Source organism: Pseudomonas sp. GW458-11-26-14-LB4 (genome assembly GCF_059423925.1).
Map to the genome: position 1 here is coordinate 175,896 of NZ_JBWKYU010000002.1, position 21,483 is coordinate 197,378.

Consider the following 21,483-nt stretch of genomic DNA (forward strand, 5'->3'; position numbering starts at 1 on the left):
CCGAAGAAAGCATCAAGTCGTTATAGCGAGCTTAGACCGCGCTGGCCACCGGGGCAGGGCGACGGGAAAACAGGCTGACCACCACAAAACTCACCAGACCCACAGCCAGGCTGTAGTAGATCGGCGTGTTGGCATCCAGACCGTCCTTGAACATGAACAGCAGGGCGGTGGCGAAACCCAGGCCCATGCTGGCGATGGCGCCGGCAGTGGTCGCGCGTTTCCAGAAGATCGCACCGATCAGCGGGATCAGCATGCCGCCCACCAACAGGTTGTAAGCGAGGGTCAGAGCGCTGATCACGTCGTTCACAACCAGAGCAATACCCAGCACCACGACACCGGTCAGCAGGGTGAACAGACGGTTCACACCCAGGCTCGACTGTTTGCCGCCACGCAGTTTTGGCAGCAGGTCTTCGGTCAGGGTGGTGGCAGCGGCGAGCAGGCCGGCGCTGGCGGTGGACATCATCGCGGCCAGGGCAGCGGCGATCACCAGACCACGGATGCCGTCCGGCAGCGACAGTTTGACGATCGCGGCGAAGGCGTTGTTGACGTTGTCCAGATCCGGGATCAGAACGTGCGCCGCCATGCCGATCAGGGCACAGGCCAGACCGTAAAGGATGCAGTAGATGCCCGCGAAGCTACCGGCGTACTGAGCGACTTTTTCGTTCTTGACGGTGAACACCCGTTGCCAGATGTCCTGACCGATCAGGATGCCGAAGAAGTAGATCATGAAGTAGGTGATGATCGTGTCCCAGCCGATGGTGGTGAAGCTGAAGGCGGTGGCCGGCAGTTTCAGCACCAGCTCGTCCCAGCCGCCGACGCGGTACAGGCAGATTGGCAGGAGGATGAACATCAGGCCGACGGTCTTGATGATGAACTGGACGATGTCGGTCAGGGTCAGCGACCACATGCCGCCGATGGCCGAATACACCACGACCACGCCACCGCCGAGCAGTACCGAGATCCAGAACGGCAGGCCGAACAGCACTTGCAGCACGGTGCCGATGGCGAGGATCGAGGTCACGCCGATCATCAGCGCGTAGGCCAGCATGATCGCCGCGCTCGCCGAGCGGGCCATCGGGTTGTAGCGTTTTTCCAGGACCTGGGTAACGGTGTAGATCTTCAGTTTCAGCAGCGGCTTGGCCAGGAACAGGTTCAGCGCCACGATGCCGCAACCCAGTGCCGCGCACAGCCAGAAACCGGAAATGCCGTGCACGTAGCCCAGGCGGACGGTACCGACGGTGGACGCGCCACCGAGAACGGTCGCGGCCATGGTGCCCATGTACAGGCTCGGGCCGAGGTTACGCCCGGCGACCAGGAAGTCCTCGTTGGTCTTGGCCTTGCGCATGCCGAAGTAGCCGAGCAAGAGCATGCCGGCGGCGTAGATGAGGACGACGAATAAATCCAAAGCCATGATGGCGTGTCTCCGATTGTCTTTTTTATGGGGTGGAACACTGTGGGAGAAGGCTGACCCCCACAGGCGATTCGTTTATTCAGGCAGCCTGACGCAGCGCCGCTTCAGCCGGCGCATGCGCGCCTTTGCTGCGGGGATCCTTCGGGCCGTAGACCAGCGCCGGTTCCGGGAACAGGCTCAGCAGCATCAGGTACATCACCGACGCCAGACCGAGGGTCACCAGCAGGCTGATGTCGATGCCGCCGGCCAGTTCACCGAGCGGGCCGACGAACTGCCCCGGCAGGTTGACGAAGCACAGGCCGACCGCCGCGCTCGGGATCCACGCACCCAGACCGCGCCAGTTCCAGCCGTGGCTGAACCAGTAGCGTCCGCCTTGCTCGCCGCGCGTGAACACTTGCAGGTCGTCCGGGCAGTAGAAGCCGCGACGTACCACCAGGCCGATGATCATGATCACCATCCAAGGGGTGGTGCAGGTGATGATCAGCACGGCGAAGGTCGACACGCTCTGCACCAGGTTCGCCGCAAAGCGCCCGATGAAGATGAAGGCAATCGACAGCACACCGATCAGGAGCGTCGCCTTGACCCGCGACAGCAGGCGCGGGAACACGCTGGACATGTCCAGCCCGGTGCCATACAGCGATGTGGTGCCGGTGGACATGCCGCCGATCACCGCAATCAGGCACACCGGCAGGAAGAACCAGCTCGGCGACACCGCGAGCAGACCGCCTACGTAATTGTTGGCCGCGATGTAGTCCGGCGCCTGGATCGCGACGATGGTCGCGGTGGTCAGGCCGAACAGGAACGGGATGAAGGTGGCGATCTGCGAGAGCACCACCGCCGCCATGATCCGCTTGCGCGAGGTCTCACGCGGGATGTAGCGGGCCCAGTCGCCGAGGAACGCGCCGAAGGAAATCGGGTTGCTCATGGCCACCAGCGCGGCGCCGATGAACGCGGCCCAGAAGCCCGGCTGGCCGAGGCTGACGGTGCCGGCGTAGTGCGAATCGAAGGGACCGGCGAAGGCAAAGATGCCCAGCAGGAACAGCAGGCTCGCGCTCCACACCGCGACCTTGTTCACCCACAGCAGGAAGCGGAAGCCGTAGATGCACACGGTCAACACCAGAATCGCGAACAGACCGTAGGCCAGGCCCAGGGTCAGGTCGGTTTCCGGCAGGCCGATCAGGCGTTTCGCACCACCGATCAGCGCATCTCCCGAACTCCACACCGAGAGCGAGAAGAAGGCGATGGCGGTCAGCAGCGACAGGAACGAACCGACGATCCGCCCGTGCACGCCGAAGTGCGCACCGGACGACACGGCATTGTTGGTGCCGTTGAGCGGACCGAACAGGCCCATCGGTGCGAGGATCAGCGAGCCAAGCAGCACGCCCGAGACAATCGCCCAGACGCCCGCCTGGAAGGACAGGCCGAACAGCACCGGGAAACTGCCGAGCACGGCGGTGGCAAAGGTATTCGCGCCGCCAAAGATCATGCGGAACAAGTCCACGGGACCGGCGGTGCGTTCGTTGTCCGGGATCTGTTCGACCCCGTGGGTTTCAATCTGCGTAAGGCTTTGGTCTTTGTTGTTGTTATTCATGATCTGCTCCGATCATAAAGGCGCGCTCATCGTGCGTGAGCGTCACCTGTCTTGGCTAAGGGGATGGCAGCCCTTCCGGCATTGCGGACAAATGTTCGTGGCAGGCCAGCCAATGGCCTTGTTGTTCTAGGCTCGACGCTTGTTTCTTGAAAACAATCGTCTCGCGCTCCTGGCTGAAATGTTGCTCCCCTTGCATGCGCAGCTCGGTGGCCACGTCATGGATGAAAATCGCCACGTCACCCTGCAGGCTGACGAAGGCGTTGCTCGAGGTGCAGGACAGCACCTCGAAGCCATCCTCGGCGCGCCAGCTGTCCCACAACGCCTGATAGGCATCGCGCGACAGCAGGGGCTGTTCGAGGGTGTAGAACACGAAGCTCGCATCGGCGTTGAAGGCGCCGAAGTAGGCTTCGCGATCGTTGCGGGCGAAGGCGGACACCAGATCGGCGGCCGCTTTCAGAACCTGATCACGTTCGTTCATGACCCGACCCTCAGCGGTGGACCACGCCCGGCAGTACGCAGAGCATTTCGTACAGCAGGTTGGCGGCCAGCAGCGAGGTGTTGCCGGTGGTGTCATAAGCGGGCGAGACTTCTACCAGATCGCAGCCGATCAGGTCGAGGCCCTGGCAGCCGCGAACGATTTCAATCGCCTGAATGGTCGTCAGACCACCGATTTCCGGGGTGCCGGTGCCAGGCGCCCAGGCCGGGTCGATGCCGTCGATGTCGAAGCTCAGATACACCGGGCCGCCACCGACTTTCTCGCGCACTTCGGCCATCAGCGGCGCCAGCGACTTGTGCCAGCACTCTTCGGCCTGAACGACGCGGAAGCCCTGATCGCGGCTCCAGTTGAAGTCGTCAGCGGTGTAGCCCTGCGCACGCAGACCGATCTGCACCACGCGATCGCAGTCCAGAAGACCTTCTTCGACAGCACGACGGAAGGTCGTACCGTGGGCGATCTTCTCGCCGAACATGTGATCGTTGACGTCAGCGTGAGCATCGATGTGTACCAGACCGACCTTGCCGTGCTTTTTGTGGATGGCACGCAGGATCGGCAGGGTGATGGTGTGGTCGCCGCCCAGGGTCATCGGGATCACGTTGTGCTCGAGGATGTTGTCGTAGGCTTCTTCGATGATGCGCACGGCGTCGAGCAGGTTGAAGGTGTTGATCGCCACGTCACCGATGTCGGCAACCGACAGCGAGTCGAACGGCGCAGCGCCGGTGGCCATGTTGTACGGGCGGATCATTACCGATTCGGTGCGGATGTCGCGCGGCCCGAAGCGGGTGCCGGGGCGCAGCGAAGTACCGATGTCCAGTGGCACGCCAACGAAGGCAGCGTCCAGGCCGGCAGCGGTCGGTACATGGGGGAGTCGGAGCATGGTGGCGATGCCGCCGAAGCGCGGCATTTCGTTGCCGCCCAGTGGTTGGTGAAGAATCTTGTCCACGGGTAGGGCCTCATCGTCTTTGTTTTATTTATGTCGGCGCACCGTATTCGCAAGGGGCACGGGCACCGCTGTGGGCCGATTCTGCGAAATGTAGTGGGGCGGAAGAATCGCTACGGGCAAATACTTAGTTCAGAAATTTCTAAACTAATGCCAGACTTCCCCTACGTGCTCGTTCCCACGCTCTGCGTGGGAATGCATCCACGGACGCTCCGCGTCCAGCCGTAATCGCAGGTGACGCAGAGCGTCACGGGCGGCATTCCCACGCAGAGCGTGGGAACGATCCTTGGAGTAGACATGGCCAACGCTTTACCCGACCTGAAACTGTTGCGCATCTTCGTCAGCGTCGTGCGTCATCAGGGGTTTGCCAACGCGCAGCAGGAACTCAACCTGTCGACCTCGGCGATCAGCACCTACATGAGCCAGCTCGAAGCCGCGTTGGGTCTGGTGCTGTGCCATCGCGGGCGCGGTGGATTCAGCCTGACCAGCAAGGGTGAGCTGTTCCATCAGGAAACCCTGCGTCTGCTGGCCGAGCTCGAAGGTTTCGAGCAATACGCGGCAGCGCTCAAGGGCGAACTGCGTGGCACGCTCAACCTCGGGGTGATCGACTCCACGGTCAGCGACAAGGCCCTGCCGTTCGCCGAAGCCATCGGCGCCTACAGCCAGGAACACCCGGCGGTGCATTTGCATCTGTCGGTGATGAGCCCGTATGAACTGCAACTCGGCGTGCAGGACAACCGCCTCGATCTGGCCATCGGTGCATTCTCCACGCGCATGAGCGGTCTGGTGTACATGCCGCTGTACCGCGAGCAGCACTGGCTGTATTGCAGCAGCCGTCACCCGTTGTTCAACGAACGGCGGATTCCCGAGCAGGTCATCACCCAGCAACGCATGGTCGGACGCGGTTACTGGAGCCAGGCCGAACTGGCGCGCCACGGTTTCAAACACAGCGCTGCGACCGTGGAAAGTATGGAGGCGCAGCTGATTCTGGTGCTGTCCGGCGCTTACATCGGTTACCTGCCGGAGCACTACGCCCAGGCCTGGGCCGACAAGGGCGATTTGCGGGTGCTACTGCCGGCGACCTTCGGTTATCAGGCACCGTTTTCCATGATCATGCGCCGTGGCCGCAGCCGCGAGCCGCTGATCCAGACTTTCCGCGATCTGCTCAAAGCGCAGCTCAATCAGGCATAAAGAACATGTCCAGACCCCAATGCCCGCGCTGCCTGCGCCCACAAACCCATTGCCTTTGCCCGCTGATCCCCAGCCTCGACAGCCGCACCCGGGTGTTGCTGTTGCAGCACCCGAGCGAGGTCAATCACGCGCTCAACACGGCTCGGCTGGCGGCGCTCGGTTTGAACAATGCCGAGCTGATTGTCGGTGAAGTGTTCGAGGATTTGCCCGCGCTGTTGAACCGGCCGGGGTATCGGGCGCGGTTGTTGTTCCCGGCGGACGATGCGCAACCGATGCAGGCTTACGCCGCGTCCGATGAACCGCTGTTGCTGGTGGTGCCGGATGGCACGTGGCGCAAGGCGCGCAAGATGCTGCACCTCAATCCGCTGCTGGCGGCGTTGCCACGGGTGACTTTGGCGGAGGGTGGGGTGTCGCGGTATCGGCTGCGCAAGGCACCGGGGCCGGGGGCGTTGTCGACGATCGAAGCGATTGTTCAGGCGTTGCAGACGCTGGAAGCGCCGGTCTCTTTCGAGCCGTTGCTCAAGCCGTTCGAGGCGTTGATCGAGGGGCAGATTGCGGCGATGGGGGAGGCGACTTTCCAGAAGAATCACGGAGGCTGATCGGACGGGTACTGATCGCCTGATCGTTCCTACGCAGAGCGTGGGAACGATCAACGTGAGAGCGATCAATCACTAGCGTTCGCGCATCGCCTCGGTCCGCGCTTTGAGCACCGGTTTGAGCAGGTAATCCAGCACGCTTTTTTCTCCGGTGATGATGTCCACCGTCGCCACCATCCCCGGAATGATCAGCAGCGGTTTCACATCCCCGCCCAGATGATTTTTGTCGGTACGCACCTGGATCAGGTAGAAGCTGTTGCCTTTGTCGTCGGTGATGGTATCGGCGCCGATCAGCTCAAGTTTGGCGCTGAGCCCGCCGTAGATCGTGTAGTCGTAGGCGCTGAACTTGACCATGGCTTTCTGGCCCGGATGCAGAAACGCCACGTCCTGCGGCCGGACCTTGGCTTCGATCAACAGGTTGTCTTCCAGCGGCACGATTTCCACCATGTCGCTGCCCGGCTGCACCACGCCGCCGATGGTGTTGACCTTCATCTGCTTGATAACCCCGCGTACCGGCGAAGTCACGGTGGTGCGGCTGACGCGGTCGTCGATGGCGATGCTCGACGCGGTGATTTTCGACAGGTCCGTGCGTTTCTCGTTGAGCTCCTTGGCCGCTTCGGAGCGGAAGGTCTGTTCCGATTCGTCGATCTTGCTCTTGATCTCGTTGATCGCCGATTCGGCCCGGGGAATGGCGAGCGTCGTGGCATTCAACGAACCGCGAATTTCCACTGCGCTACGACGCAGGCGGAGAATCTCCACGGGCGAAACCGCGCCGGTTTTCACCAGCGGTTCCGACATGTTCATTTCCTGTTGCAGCAGCGTCAGGCTCGAACTGTATTGCCCCTGTTTCGACCGAAATTCCGCCAGCTCCTGTGCCTTCTGCCGCAGCTGTTCGCTGAGGGTCCGTTGCTCGCTGGCCAGCCGGCGTTGCCGTTGTTCGTACAGCGAGCGCTCGTCCTCGGCGACTTGCGGGGCCTTAGCGATCACCTCGTCCGAGAGCTTGAACGGCCGGCCTTCGGCTTCGGCGGACAAGCGTTCGACCTGCGCGGTCAGGGCATAACGATCGGCCTCGCTCTCACCCTTGTTCGACAGAAACCGCGTGTCATCCAGCCGCAGCAAGGTATCGCCCTTGCTGACCATTTGCCCTTCACGCACGAAGATCTCGGTGACGATCCCGCCTTCGAGGTTCTGGATCACCTGAACCTTGCTCGACGGAATCGCCTTGCCTTCGCCCATGGTCACTTCCTGGAGCACGGCGAACTTGGCCCAGACCAGCGCACTGATTAGCAGCGCCGCCGCCAGCCACACGGTAATGCGCGACCAGCGCGGCGAATCCTGCAGCGAGGCACCGGCGGTTTCCGGCATGAATTCGGCTTCGGCGCTTTTACCGAAGCTGTCGAAATAACCGCGGGGTTTTGAAGAGGAAGAAGCAGACATGGGGCAACTCCTAGACCGCTGCCGAGCCGACCCGGCCCTTGCGCAGTGCATCGATGACCGCTTCTTTCGGACCGTCGGCGACGATCCGGCCGTTGTCCAGCACCAGCAACCGGTCCACCAGGCTCAGCATCGAGGTGCGGTGGGTGACCAGCAACAAGGTTTTGCCCTGCACCCAGCCGTGCAGCTTCTGGCGCAGGACGTCTTCGCTGCTGTTGTCCATGGCACTGGTGGGTTCGTCGAGCAGCATGATCGGCGGATCGAGCAACAGCGCCCGCGCCAGCAGCACCGCCTGGCGCTGGCCACCGGAAAGCAGTTGCCCGCGCTCGCCCACCGGCCGGTCGAAGCCTTGCGGATGCTGCCGTGCAAGCTCGGTGACGCCGGTCAGTTCGGCCACTTCAAGCATCCGCGAATCGCTGATATAGCGGGCGCCGAGGGTCAGGTTGTCACGCAGGCTGCCGGCCAGCAGCGGCAAGTCATGGGCGACGTAACCGATCTGCTGGCGCAGGTCGGCGACATCCAGTTGCCGCAGGTCGAGGCCGTCGAGCAGCAACTGGCCTTCTTCCGGTTCGTAGAAGCCCATCACCAGCCGCGCCAGGGTGCTTTTGCCGGAGCCGCTGCGGCCGATGATACCGATCCGCTCGCCGGGTTTGACGCTGAAGCTGACGTTATTCAGGGCCGGCGCGTTCTGGCCGTTGTAGTGGAAGGTCACCGCGTTGGCGTCCAGCGCGCCTTGCAGTTGCGTGCGCTCCAGTGGCCGTTGTTTGCCGTCGCGCTCCTGAGGCAGGGACATCAGCGCGTCGGTGCTTTTCATGGTCAGTTGCGCTTGCTGGTAACGAGTAATCAGCCCGGCGATCTGGCCCAGCGGTGCGAGCACGCGGCTGCCGAGCATGTAAGTCGCTACCAGCGCGCCGACGCTGAGGTTACCGGCGATGATGCTGTAGACCCCGGCCACAATCGTCGCCATCCCCGAAAACTGCTGGATGAACAGTGTGCCGTTGGTGGCCAGCGCCGAGAGATTGCGCGCATGGCTGTCGAGGCGGGTGAGGGCGCCGTGGGTGCTTTCCCATTTGTGCTGGCGCTCGCTTTCGGCGCTGCACGCCTTGAGGGTTTCCAGGCCGCCGAGGGTTTCGATCAGCAACGCCTGACGCTCGGCGCCGAGGCTCAGGCTTTTCTGCACGGTGTCGCGCAGACGGGCCTGAATGATCATCGCGAAGACGATCGTGATTGGAAACGCCAGCAGCGGAATCACCACCAGCCAGCCACCGAGCAGGCCGATCACCACCAGCATCAACACCACGAAAGGCAGGTCGATCAGGCTGGTCAGGGTCACGGCGGTGAGAAATTCGCGCAGGCCCTGAAAGTCGTGAATGCTCTGGGCGAATCCGCCGATGGTCGCCGGCCGGGCCTTCATCGACATGCCGGTGATGCGCTCGAATAAAGTCGCGGAAAGGATCACGTCGGTCTTCTTGCCGGCGGTGTCCAGCAGATGCGCACGTACCACCCGCAGCACCAGTTCGAAACCGGTGCCGATCAACAGCCCGATGGCCAGCACCCACAGGGTCGACGTGGCCTGGTTCGGAACCACACGGTCGTAGGTCTGCATGACAAACAGCGGCACCATCAGGCCCAGCAGGTTGATCAGGAAACTGGCGAGGATCGCGTCGCTGTACAGCCATTTCGACAGCTTCAGGGTGTCGCGAAACCACGCTTGCACCCTTGGCACCAGCGGCGAGCGCAGGTCTTCCAGTTCATGCCGTGGCCGGGCGAACAGGGCTTGGCCACTGTAGTGTTCGGTGAGTTCTTCACGACTGACCCATTGCTCGCCGCCGTCGGCTTCGCTGGGCAGGATCAGCGCCTTGCCGTCTTCGGCAAAACGTCGCAACACCGCCGTACGCCCGTTGCCCAACAGCAACAGCACCGGCAGGTTCAGCGGTGAAATGTCCTTGAGTTCCCGACGCAACAAGCGCGCCTGCAACCCGGCCCGGGCGGCGGCGCGGGGCAGCAGGTCCAGGCTCAGGCGTTGTTTGTCCAGGGGCAGCCCGGCGCTCAGGCTGGCGCGACTGACCGTCGCGCCATGGAGTTTGCAGAGGATCAACAGACCGTCGAGCAACGGGTCATCGAAGCTCAGCCGCGGATCGATCCCGGCGTTACCGGGTTGCATGCTGGTCATATTGATCGCTCCCCTGGCATTACTTCAGTTGATCGTTCCCACGCTCTGCGTGGGAATGCCTCTAGGGACGCTCCGCGTCCAGTGACGCGGAGCGTCACGGGCTGCATTCCCACGCGGAGCGTGGGAACGATCAGATCACAGCTTTCGGCAGCTCCGGCAGAGTGGTTATTTCAGCTCGGGCAAGCGTGCTTCGTTCTTCACCTCGGTCGCGGCAATCGCATCGGCCGGCAGCACCACGCGCTGCTTGCTCAACAACTGGCCCATGTTCGCCAGCACGCGGTACATCGAGTATTCCTCGGTGTAGCGGATTTCGGTGTAGCGACGGTTGGCGTTGTACAGCTCGTTTTCACTGTCGAGCACATCGAGCAGGGTGCGCTGACCGAGGCCGAACTGATCCTGATACGCGGCGCGTACACGCTTGGTGGTTTCGGCGTATTCGCGGGCGGTCGGGGTTTGTTTCTTGGCGTTGAGCATGGCGTTCCACGCCAGGTGAATGTTCTCGTTGAGCTGACGCAGGGCGTTGTTGCGGATGTCCATCGCCTGGTTGATCTGGTGCGCGTCGGAGGCCAGTCGCGCCTTGTCGCTGCCGCCACGGAACAAGTTGTAGTTCATCACTACGCCGACCCGCCATTCGTTGTCGTGGCCCTCGTCACCCTGCACGTTGTTGTTGGCGCCGACCGCCGCTTCTGCGTCGAAGCGTGGGTAGAACGGCGACTTGGCAACTTCATACTGACTCTCGGCCGATTGCACGTCGGCCTGGGCAGATTTCAGGTACGGGTTGTTCTCGACCATGCTCTGCTGGGCTTCAGGCAAGGTGGCGGGCAATTCGCCGCGGGTAGAGGCCGGGGTTTCCAGCTCATCGGGCATGCGCCCGACCACGCTGTAGAAGTTCGACTCGGCGTCGGCCAGATCGACTTCGGCGGTGTCGAGGTTGTTCTGGGCCAGCGCCTTACGGGCGACCGATTGATCGGAGTCGGCGGTGCTGCCCACGCCACGCTCGGTGCGCAGGCCGATCTGATCGTTGACGCGCAAGTGCGCCTGCAGGTTGTTCTTGGCCAGGGTCACCAGTTCACGGCGCTTGAGCACTTCGAGGTAGACCTCGATGGTGCGCAGGGCCAAATCCTGGGCGGTGCCTTGCGCGTAATAGGCGCGCGAGTTGGAAACGCCCTTGGTGCGTTCGACTTCGTTGGCGGTGTTGAAACCGTCGAACAGCATCTGCCGCAGCCGCAGCTCGGACTGGGTGTAGTTGAGGATTTCGGTGTGGTGGTTACCGAAGGCCCGGGTGTTGGTGTTGTCGCTGTAGCCGCGCCCGTAAGCAGCGTTCAGATCCACCGACGGATAGAAGCCGCCCTTGGCGACCTTCACCTGTTCATCAGCTGACAGGCGCGCGTCCACGCGCGAGGCCAGTTCCGGATGGGTGGCGATGGTGCTCTGGATCGCTTCGGTGAGGTTCATGGCCTGGGCTTGAGAAGTGCAAGCCATGGCCAGCAAAACCGCGCTGCAGAGGGGGGTTAGTACGCGCATGGGTGCATCTCCCTGAGTCCTGATGGTGTTTCGCTGTCGCCAATTTATTGACGATATTTTTAGTAAAAAGCGTTTCATGCCTGTAACAACAGAGCTAAGAACATCCTGAAGCGTAGCTAAGAAAAAATTTTCATAAGGGTTATGCCAAAAAAAACTTATGCGCTTCGCCAAATCCAGCACATTGTTCCACTCGAAAGCCTTTGTTTTATGCGCTTTAGGGAGTGCAGAAAGGCTTGAGGAAAGTTCCACTCACTTTGCGACATACGGCGAAGTACTGCTAAAGGGGAGGGACGCGTAGCGGCTGATGAGCGACAGTTTTTTGTCACTCGGGTGATTCACCACCGTTACGTAGCGCTAGTGGGCGTGCTGCATCGAACAGAGATTCCAAGTGCTTGATGGCGCTGGCGTTTCTGGATTTGCACAACCTGCGAAACGAACTGTCGAGGTGCGAGCGTCGCCCCGACAACCCGCTTGAGCCATGGGCTGCTTCGCGAACCAGCGCCGACGGTGGTCGGCAGCGGAGGAATGCACATGGCAACGCTCATCGGGATCGTCACTAAAGTCATTGGTCAGGTTTTCGCTCAGTCGGCGGACGGCACTCGTCGCGCACTGGTCGAAGGCGATCGGCTGTTTGCAGGGGATCAATTGATCACCGGGGCGGAGGGGGCGGTTGCCGTTCATCTGCAAAACGGCCAGGAACTGACCCTCGGCCGCGACAGCAGCCTGACCATGACCGGCCAGTTGCTCGCCGATCAGGCGGCTCACGTCAATGCACCGGAAGCGGTGACCCCGAGCGAGTCGCAACTGACCGACGTCGAACAGATCCAGAAAGCCATTGCCGCCGGCGATGACCCGACCCAAACCGCCGAAGCGACGGCGGCTGGTCCTGGCGCCACCGGTGGTGCGCCGGGCGCACTGGGTGGCGGCCACAGTTTCGTGTTGTTGACTGAAGTGGCGGGCCGGGTCGATCCGGTCATCGGTTTCCCCACCGCCGGTTTCAATGGCATTCCCGAGTTTCCCGAAGAACGCCACAACGCGGTGATCGACAACGGTGACGACACCGCGCCGCCCGCTCCACCACCACCGCCAGTCAACAACCCGGTAACACTCACCGGGCTGTCTGTTGCCGGTGGTGAATTGAATCTCAACGAAGCCAATCTGCCCGACGGTTCCGCCGCCAACCCTGGCGCGCTGACCCAGACCGGCAGCTTCACGGTGTCGGCACCGGACGGCCTGAGCAGCCTGAGCATCGGCGGCATCAACGTGATCGTCGGTGGCGTGCCGATCGGTTTCCCGCAATCGATCACCACACAACTGGGCAATACCCTGACCATCACCGGCTACAACCCGGCCACCGGTACGGTCAGCTACAGCTACACACTCAATGGCAACGAAACCCACGCGGCGGGCGACGGTGCCAATAACCTCAGCGAACAATTCACCGTGATCGCCGGCGACAGCAATGGCGACACCGCCACCGGCACGCTGGACGTCAACATCACCGACGACGTGCCGAAAGCGTTCGATGACAACAACGGTACGGCGACGGAGACTCAACTGACGCTGACCGGCAACGTGCTGACCAACGATGTGCAGGGCGCCGACCGCGTACCCGTCGGCGAAAATGCCGGCCCGATCACCCCCGGTACATTCGTCGGGACTTACGGCACCTTGGTGCTGAATGCCAACGGCACCTACACCTACACGCTGAATACCAGTGATGCGGACTTCAAAAATCTGCATGGCGGTGGCAATGGCACCGAGACTTTCACTTACACCCTGACCGATGCCGACGGCGACACCAGCACCGCCAACCTCGTGCTGCAGATCCACAACAACGACGATCCAGTGATCATCAACGGGTTGAACGTCGAGGGCGGTGAACTCACCGTTTACGAGAAAAACCTCGGCGACGGTAGCGCCCCGGATTCGGGAGCCCTGACCCAGAGCGGCACCTTCACCATCACCGCACTGGACGGCGTCACTACGCTGACCATCGGCGGCATTGCCGTGGTCACCAACGGTGTGGCGGCAGGCTTCCCGCAATCCATCGTCACTCCGTTGGGCAGCACCCTGACCATCACCGGTTTCAACGCCGCCACCGGCGTCGTCAGCTACAGCTACACGCTGGTCGACAACGAAGCGCACCCGAATGCCAACGGCGCCAACGTGCTCAACGAGCAGTTCGCCGTGACCGTGGTCGATGACAACGGCACCACCGCCAATGCGACGCTGGACGTGAACATCGTCGACGACCTGCCAAAAGGCGTGGACGACAGCAACGCCGGCACCGCGTCGGAAACCAATCTCACGCTGAGTGGCAACGTCCTGACCAACGACGTGCAAGGCGCTGACCGCGTGCCTGTCGGCGAAAACGCCGGCCCGATCACCGCCGGCACTTTCACCGGTACTTACGGCACGTTGGTGCTGAACGCCAACGGCACTTACACCTACACGCTGAATACCAGTGATGCGGACTTCAAAAACCTGCACGGCGGCGGCAACGGCACTGAAACCTTCACCTACACCATCACCGATGCCGACGGCGACACCAGCACCGCCAACCTGGTGCTGCAAATCCACAACAACGACGATCCAGTGATCATCAACGGCCTCGACGTGAATGGTGGTGAACTCACCGTCTACGAGAAAAATCTCGGCGACGGCAGCAGCCCCGATGCGCCAGCCCTGACCCAAAGCGGCACCTTCATCATCACCGCACTGGACGGCGTCACTACGCTGACCATCGGCGGCATTGCCGTGGTCACCAACGGCGTGGCAGCAGGCTTCCCGCAATCAACCGTCACCCCGTTGGGCAGCACGCTAACCATCACCGGTTTCAACGCTGCAACCGGCGTTGTCAGCTACAGCTACACCCTGGTCGACAACGAAGCGCACCCGAATGCCAACGGCGCCAACGTGCTCAACGAGCAGTTCGCCGTGACCGTGGTCGATGACAACGGCACCACCGCCAATGCGACGCTGGACGTGAACATCGTCGACGACCTGCCAAAAGGCGTGGACGACAGCAACGCCGGCACTGCTTCGGAAACCAACCTCACATTGAGCGGCAACGTCCTGACCAACGACGTGCAAGGCGCCGACCGCGTACCAACCGGCCCGAATGCCGGCCCGATCACGGCGGGCACTTTCACCGGGACTTACGGCACCCTGGTGCTGAACGCCAACGGCACTTACACCTACACGCTCAATACCAGCGACGCCGATTTCAAAGCGCTGCACGGCGGCGGCAACGGCACTGAAACCTTCACCTACACCATCACCGATGCCGACGGCGATACCAGCACCGCGAACCTCGTGCTGCAGATTCATAACAACGACGACCCTGTGATCATCAACGGCCTCGACGTGAATGGCGGAGAACTCACCGTCTACGAGAAAAACCTCGGCGACGGCAGCAGCCCCGATGCGCCAGCCCTGACCCAAAGCGGCACCTTCACCATCACCGCGCTGGACGGCGTCACCACACTGACCATCGGCGGCATCGCTGTAGTCACCAATGGCGTGGCAGCAGGTTTCCCGCAATCTACCGTCACTCCCTTGGGCAGCACACTGACTATCACCGGCTTCAACGCTGCAACCGGCGTCGTCAGCTACAGCTACACCCTGGTCGACAACGAAGCGCACCCGACTGCCAATGGTGCCAACGTGCTCAACGAGCAATTCGCCGTGACCGTAGTCGACGACAACGGCACCACCGCCAACGCGACGCTGGACGTAAACATCGTCGACGACCTGCCAAAAGGCGTGGACGACAGCAACGCCGGCACCGCCTCGGAATCCAACCTCACCTTGAGTGGCAACGTCCTGACCAACGACGTGCAAGGCGCCGACCGCGTACCGACCGGCCCCAACGCCGGCCCGATCACCGCAGGCACCTTCACCGGGACTTACGGCACCCTGGCATTGAACGCCAACGGCACGTACACCTACACCCTCAACACCAACGATGCAGACTTCAAAAACCTGCACGGCGGCGGCAACGGCACTGAAACCTTCACCTACACCATCACCGATGCCGACGGCGATACCAGCACCGCCAACCTCGTGTTGAACATCCACAACAACGACGATCAGGTGTACCTCAACGGCCTCGACGTCAACGGTGGCGAACTCACCGTCTACGAGAAAAACCTCAGCGACGGCACCAGCCCCAACACCCCGGCACTGAGCCAGAGCGGCACCTTCACCGTCACCGCCCTCGACGGTCTGCAAACCCTGACCGTGGGCGGCATTGCCGTGATCACCAATGGTGTGGCAGCAGGCTTCCCGCAATCGACCGTCACCCCGCTGGGCAGCACGCTGACCATCACCGGTTACGACCCGGCCACGGGCGTGGTCAGCTACAGCTACACCCTGGTGGATAACGAAACCCATCCGACCGCCAACGGCGCCAACAGCATCACCGAGAACTTCAACGTGGTGGCGACCGACACCGATGGCAGCTCCGCCACCGGGCAGATCAACGTCAACATCATCGACGACCTGCCGACCGCCAAACCCGACGCGACGTCGGTGCAGGAGGGCGGCACCGTCAGCGGCAACGTGCTGGACAACGATATCGGCGGCGCCGACGGCCCGGCTGCCAGTGGCGCGGTAGTGGGCGTGCGCGCCGGTTCCGACACCTCGACCTCGGCCATCGGCGGCCTCAACAGCAACATCAACGGCACCTACGGCTACCTGACCCTCGACGCCAACGGCAACGCGGTCTATCACAGCAACCCGAATGCCGTGAGTGGCCCGGGTGCGGTGGATGTGTTCGTGTACACCGTGCGCGATTCCGACGGCGATGAAAGCACCACCACCATCACCATCGACGTCTACAACAGCAAACTGTGCGCGGTCAGCGACACCGATGTCACCGTCTACGAAAAAGCCCTCGATCTGACCAAGGACGGCCAGGATCTGGCTCCTGGCACGGTCACCGGCAGCGATCCGACCAGCACCGGGGAAACCGCGTCCGGCACGCTGGTCGGCTCGGTCACCGGCGCGGTCGGTGCGATCAGCTACGCGCTGGTCGGCAGTGCCACCGGCAACTACGGGCAGATCGTGCTCAACCCCAACGGCACGTACACCTACACCCTGACCTCACCGGCCAGTACCACCCCGCACGCCGACGACGGCGCCAACACCCTGACCGAAACCTTCACCTACCAGGCCACCGATTCGCTGGGCAACGTCGTCACCAGCACCCTCGTGGTCAGCATCGTCGATGACGTGCCGAAGGCGATCAACGACAGCAACGCCGGCACCGCGTCGGAAACCCAGTTGACCCTCAACGGCAACGTGCTGACCAACGACGTGCAAGGCGCCGACGTGGTGGCGACCGGGCCGAATGCCGGCCCGATCACTCCCGGCACCTTCACCGGCACTTACGGCACCCTGGTGCTGAACGCCAACGGCACGTACACCTACACGCTGAACACCAACGATGCAGACTTCAAAAACCTGCACGGCGGTGGCAACGGCACCGAGACCTTCACCTACACCCTGACCGATGCCGACGGCGATACCAGCACCGCCAACCTGGTGCTGAACATCCACAACAACGACGATCCGGTGGTCCTCAACGGCCTCGACGTGTATGGCGGCGAGCTGACTGTCTATGAGAAAAACCTCAGCGACGGCACCAGCCCCGATACCCCGGCACTGACCCAGAGCGGCACCTTCACCGTCACCGCGCTCGACGGTCTGCAAACCCTGACCGTGGGCGGCATCGCCGTGATGACCAACGGCGTCGCGGCCGGCTTCCCGCAGTCGACCGTCACCCCGCTGGGCAGCACGCTGACCATCACCGGTTACAACCCGGCAACCGGCGTGGTCAGTTACAGCTACACCCTGGTGGATAACGAAACCCACCCGAATGCCAACGGCGCCAACAGCATCACCGAGAACTTCAACGTGGTGGCGACGGACACCGATGGCAGCACTGCGACCGGGCAGATCAACGTCAACATCATCGATGACCTGCCGACCGCCAAGGCCGACACCGGCTCGGTGGCGGAGGGCGGCACGGTCAACATCAGCGTGCTGGGCAATGACGTCAGTGGCGCGGATGGCGCGGCGATCGTGGTCGGCGTGCGCGCCGGCGGCAATACCGCGACCTCGGCCATCGGCGGCCTCAACAGCAACATCAACGGTAACTACGGTTACCTGACTCTCGATGCGGCCGGCAACGCGGTCTATCACAGCAACCCGAACTCGGTGAGCCCGCCGGGCGCTACCGACACCTTCACTTACACCATCCGCGACAGTGACGGCGACGAAAGCACCACCACCATCACCGTCAACGTCGCTGACAGCAAACTCGTGGCCTCGACCGATCAGGACGTGACCGTCTACGAAAAAGCCCTCGACCTGACCAAGGACGGACAAGACCTGGCCCCCGGCACAGTCACCGGCAGCGACCCGGGCAGCACCGGCGAAACCGCGACCGGCACGCTGGTCGGTTCGGTCAGCGGCGGCAGCGGGGCGATCACCTATACCCTGGTCGGCAGCGCCACCGGGACTTACGGGCAGATCCAGCTCAACGCCGACGGCACCTACACCTACACCCTGACCTCGGCGCCGAAAACCACGCCGAACGCCAACGACGGGCCGAACACCCTGAGCGAAAGCTTCACCTACAAAGCCACCGATGCGCTGGGCAACAGCACCACCAGCACCATCGTGGTCAACATCGTCGACGACGTGCCAAAAGCGGTAGCGTCGGAGCGTTCGGTGGCGGCGGTGGAGATCGACTCCAACATCCTCATCGTCCTCGATATCTCCGGCAGCATGGCCGACGCTTCTGGCGTACCGGGTCTGTCGCGGTTGGAACTGGCGAAGCAGGCGATCAGCGCCTTGCTCGACAAGTACGACGATCTGGGCGATGTGAAAGTGCAGCTCGTCACCTTCAGCAGCAACGCCACCGACCGCACTTCGGTGTGGGTCGATGTCGCGACGGCCAAGACGATTCTGGCCGGCCTCAGCGCGGGCGGCGGCACCAACTACGATGCGGCCGTGGCGACCATGTACAACGCGTTCAACACCTCGGGCAAACTCACCGGGGCGCAGAACGTCGGCTACTTCTTCTCCGACGGCAAACCCAACGAAGGTGACATCGGCACCGCCGACGAAGCGACGCTCAAGGCGTTTCTCGATGCCAACAACATCAAGAACTACGCGATCGGCCTGGGCAGCGGCGTGAGCAACGCCAACCTCGATCCGCTGGCGTACGACGGCATCACGCACACCAACACCAACGCGGTGGTGGTCACCGACCTCAACCAGCTCAACTCGGTGCTGTCCGGCACCGTCGAAGGGGCGCCGGTCACCGGTTCGTTGATCGGCGAGGGCGGCACGTTCGGCGCCGATGGCGGGTTCATCAAATCCATCGTGGTCGACGGCACCACCTACACCTATGACCCGAAAGCCAACGGCGGTCAGGGTTCGCTGGTCGCCAGCGGCGGCGCCAACCACGGCACGTTCAACACGGTGAACAACACCCTGAGCATCGCCACCAATAACAGCGGCACCCTGGTGGTCAACCTCGACACCGGCGACTACAGCTACACCTCGCAGAAAACCACCGCCGTAGTGATCACCGAGAACATCGGCTTCACCCTCAGCGACAACGACGGCGACCTCGCCAGTTCGACCCTGACCGTGAAAGTGATCCCCAACGCGCCTCCGGTGGCGGCGGACGACCACATCATCACCAACGTGCTGTCGGGCAACATCGTGGTGCCGGGCGAACTGCTGCTGGCCAACGATATCGACCCGAATGGCGATACGCTCAACGCCACGCCAATCTCGTTCAACACCGGCTGGATCTCCAAATCGGCAGACTTCACCGGCACCGGCGCGATCAGCTTCACCGGCACCAACGCCAACACCGCCGCCAACCAGAACTTGGCCAACGTGCGTAACTCGTTCAGCGCCAACGCTGCGACCATGACCGCCGTGCTGGTGGTCAGCGGCTACCTCGGCGCGGTGACCAACACAAACGCCAACGATGAAGACCGCATCACCGTCAACCTGCGCCAGGGCGAAACCCTCAACCTGGACCACAACCTGGCGGCCGGTCACATCACCATGGAGTACTCGATCAACGGCGGCGCCTGGATCGCCCTCGCGGACGGCCAGACCCTGACCGCATCGTCCGACGGCGTCTACCAGATTCACATCACCAACATCAGCAACACCACGGGCAACAACGTCAACGCGGCGGAAAACTACCAGCTGACCATGACCCTCAACTACGCCGGGGCCCACGACATCACCCCGGATTACCACGGCACCTACACCGCCAACGACAACCACGGCGGCAGTGACACGGCGAACGTGACCATCAGCTATCAAGATGGCCACACCCTCACTGGCACCTCGGGCGATGACGTACTGGTGGCCGGCACCGGCGACAACATTATCAACGCCGGCGACGGCAACGATGTGTTGACCGCAGGCTCCGGCAACAACGAACTGCACGGTGGTGCCGGCAACGACTTGCTCTACAGCGGCCCGGGCAACGACCTGCTCGACGGCGGAACCGGCATCGACACCGCCAGCTATGCCCACGCCACCGCCGGGGTGACGGTCAACCTCGGCCTGCTCGGTGCGCAAAACACCGTCGGCGCGGGCACCGATACCCTGACCGGCATCGAAAACCTCGTCGGTTCGAACTTCAACGACACGCTCACCGGCGACAACAATAACAACGTGATCAACGGCGGCCTGGGCAACGACATCCTCAACGGCGGCGGGGGTGATGACCTGCTGATCGGCGGGATGGGCAACAACACCCTGACCGGTGGGCCGGGTGCCGACACCTTTCAGTGGCTCAAGGGCAACAGCGGTCACGACCTTGTCACCGACTTCACCCCCGGCACCGACAAGCTCGACCTGTCGCAACTGCTGCAAGGTGAAAACGGCACGTCGGCCTCACTGGATGACTACCTGCACTTCACCGTCACCGGCAGCGGCGCCTCGGTCATGACCAGCATCGACGTCAGCGCCATGGCCGGCGCCACGCCGAACCAGACCATCGACCTGGCCGGCGTCAACCTGGCCAGCCACTACGGTGTGACGCCGGGGGCGGGTGGTTTGATTGCCAGTGGGCATGACACGGCGACGATCATCAACGGAATGTTGAATGATCATTCGTTGAAGGTGGATACGGTGTAAGCCGGAGCTGAAACGACAAAACCCGCCGCCCCGAGTAATCGGGACGGCGGGTTTTTCTTTGCGCGTAGATCGTTCCCACGCAGAGCGCGGGAACGATCAGGCGGCGGTCAAGCTACAGCGGGCGCCTCAGCCTTCAACTCCAGATTATCCAGCACCCGATTCACCGCCAGCTCACCCAGCATGATCAACTGCGCAATCCCCAACAACACATGCCGATGCGACCCATCCACCAAACCGGCAAAGTCATTGGCCATGACCTTGGCCGAAGTCAGGGTTTCGCAGGCGTCGGCCAGCAGCTCTTCGCTGTCGATGCCGGGGGCGATGAGGTAGCGGGTATTGGGTTTGAGCAGCGGTTTTCGGGGGAGGAGGGGATTGAGATAGTGATCGAGGGCGCGTTCGGCGGCTTCGTGGAATTTCTTGGAATCGAGGGTTTCGTAGGGGGAAGTCGGGTCGGCTTCAGGAGGGTTTGGCGTGGGTTTGATCATGGCGAATCTCCGTGATTGGATTTAGCCGCCACGACTCATCGCTAAACAAGTAAAGGTGGCGGCTGTACGCAGGTTAGCGATCCGGGTCACAGAAACCCCGGGTAGACCCGAAGGTCTCCCACGCACAGCCACCATTACGCCAAGTGCAGAGAAGAGACTGCAATCGGGATTGGGTGTTGTTGCGTCTGTCTGGAGCCGGATCGCTAAACCCGATCGCTGTTTTTCAGCGACCGCCAAACAATAGAACCCACCCCCAAGGCGCACAAGCCGGCGGATTCTGGCGGATGCGTAGGCAAAGGCGCAAGGTGGCGTGGCTTTGCGGAGATAACTTTCAACGCTGTTAAACAGGTCTGGCGTCGGCATTGAACGAAAAAGCCCGCGCTCCCGGTTAAACGGGAAGGCGGGCATTCATGGTTGAGACTGGTAAAAAAATGGCGTCCCTTTGTCCTTGTTCAC

At 62.4% G+C, this 21,483-nt stretch carries 11 protein-coding genes; 3 read left to right on the forward strand and 8 right to left on the reverse strand.

Features of this window, described 5'->3' with window-relative positions; translation table 11 throughout:
• Nucleotides 1-31: 31 nt before the first annotated feature.
• The 4 genes from AC07XZ_RS03615 to speB form a co-directional block, all read right to left on the reverse strand.
• A complete protein-coding gene (locus AC07XZ_RS03615) occupies nt 32-1,411 on the reverse strand; it encodes a sodium:solute symporter family protein (protein ID WP_102686007.1) in 1,380 nt (459 codons plus the stop codon).
• A 79-nt stretch (nt 1,412-1,490) separates the two neighbouring features.
• Nucleotides 1,491-3,002, reverse strand: coding sequence for a purine-cytosine permease family protein (locus tag AC07XZ_RS03620; protein WP_085747168.1), 1,512 nt, complete (start codon nt 3,000-3,002; stop codon nt 1,491-1,493).
• Nucleotides 3,003-3,057: 55 nt separating this feature from the next.
• Nucleotides 3,058-3,480 (reverse strand): YybH family protein, encoded by a 423-nt coding sequence (locus AC07XZ_RS03625; protein WP_102686008.1) that lies wholly within the window; start codon nt 3,478-3,480, stop codon nt 3,058-3,060.
• 10 nt (nt 3,481-3,490) lie between these two features.
• Nucleotides 3,491-4,441 carry an agmatinase gene (gene speB, locus AC07XZ_RS03630; RefSeq protein WP_003222717.1) on the reverse strand — a complete coding sequence of 317 codons (951 nt, stop codon included), beginning with the start codon at nt 4,439-4,441 and terminating at the stop codon, nt 3,491-3,493.
• Nucleotides 4,442-4,735: 294 nt separating this feature from the next.
• Here speB and AC07XZ_RS03635 point away from each other — a divergent pair, with 294 nt between their 5' ends.
• A complete protein-coding gene (locus AC07XZ_RS03635; RefSeq protein WP_007956593.1) occupies nt 4,736-5,629 on the forward strand; it encodes a LysR family transcriptional regulator in 894 nt (297 codons plus the stop codon).
• 5 nt (nt 5,630-5,634) lie between these two features.
• On the forward strand, nt 5,635-6,228 hold the full coding sequence (locus AC07XZ_RS03640) for a tRNA-uridine aminocarboxypropyltransferase (protein ID WP_085747166.1): 594 nt from the start codon (nt 5,635-5,637) through the stop codon (nt 6,226-6,228).
• A gap of 72 nt (nt 6,229-6,300) precedes the next feature.
• On the opposite strand, the gene AC07XZ_RS03645 is transcribed toward AC07XZ_RS03640, so the two are convergent.
• From AC07XZ_RS03645 to AC07XZ_RS03655, 3 genes are all read right to left on the reverse strand, one after another.
• Nucleotides 6,301-7,662 carry an HlyD family type I secretion periplasmic adaptor subunit gene (locus AC07XZ_RS03645; protein ID WP_085747165.1) on the reverse strand — a complete coding sequence of 454 codons (1,362 nt, stop codon included), beginning with the start codon at nt 7,660-7,662 and terminating at the stop codon, nt 6,301-6,303.
• 10 nt (nt 7,663-7,672) lie between these two features.
• Entirely contained in the window at nt 7,673-9,832 is a 2,160-nt protein-coding gene (locus tag AC07XZ_RS03650; RefSeq protein ID WP_102686009.1) for a type I secretion system permease/ATPase, read from the reverse strand.
• A 165-nt stretch (nt 9,833-9,997) separates the two neighbouring features.
• Complete coding sequence (locus AC07XZ_RS03655; RefSeq protein WP_064383226.1) at nt 9,998-11,356, reverse strand: TolC family outer membrane protein; 1,359 nt, start codon at nt 11,354-11,356, stop codon at nt 9,998-10,000.
• Nucleotides 11,357-11,887: 531 nt separating this feature from the next.
• Here AC07XZ_RS03655 and AC07XZ_RS03660 point away from each other — a divergent pair.
• Nucleotides 11,888-20,542, forward strand: coding sequence for a retention module-containing protein (locus AC07XZ_RS03660; protein WP_102686010.1), 8,655 nt, complete (start codon nt 11,888-11,890; stop codon nt 20,540-20,542).
• Nucleotides 20,543-20,649: 107 nt separating this feature from the next.
• Here the strand turns inward: AC07XZ_RS03660 and AC07XZ_RS03665 are convergent, their stop codons facing one another.
• The gene (locus AC07XZ_RS03665) at nt 20,650-21,027 is read right to left on the reverse strand and encodes a DUF6124 family protein (protein ID WP_102686011.1); all 378 of its coding nucleotides are present in this window, start codon (nt 21,025-21,027) and stop codon (nt 20,650-20,652) included.
• Nucleotides 21,028-21,483: the final 456 nt, after the last annotated feature.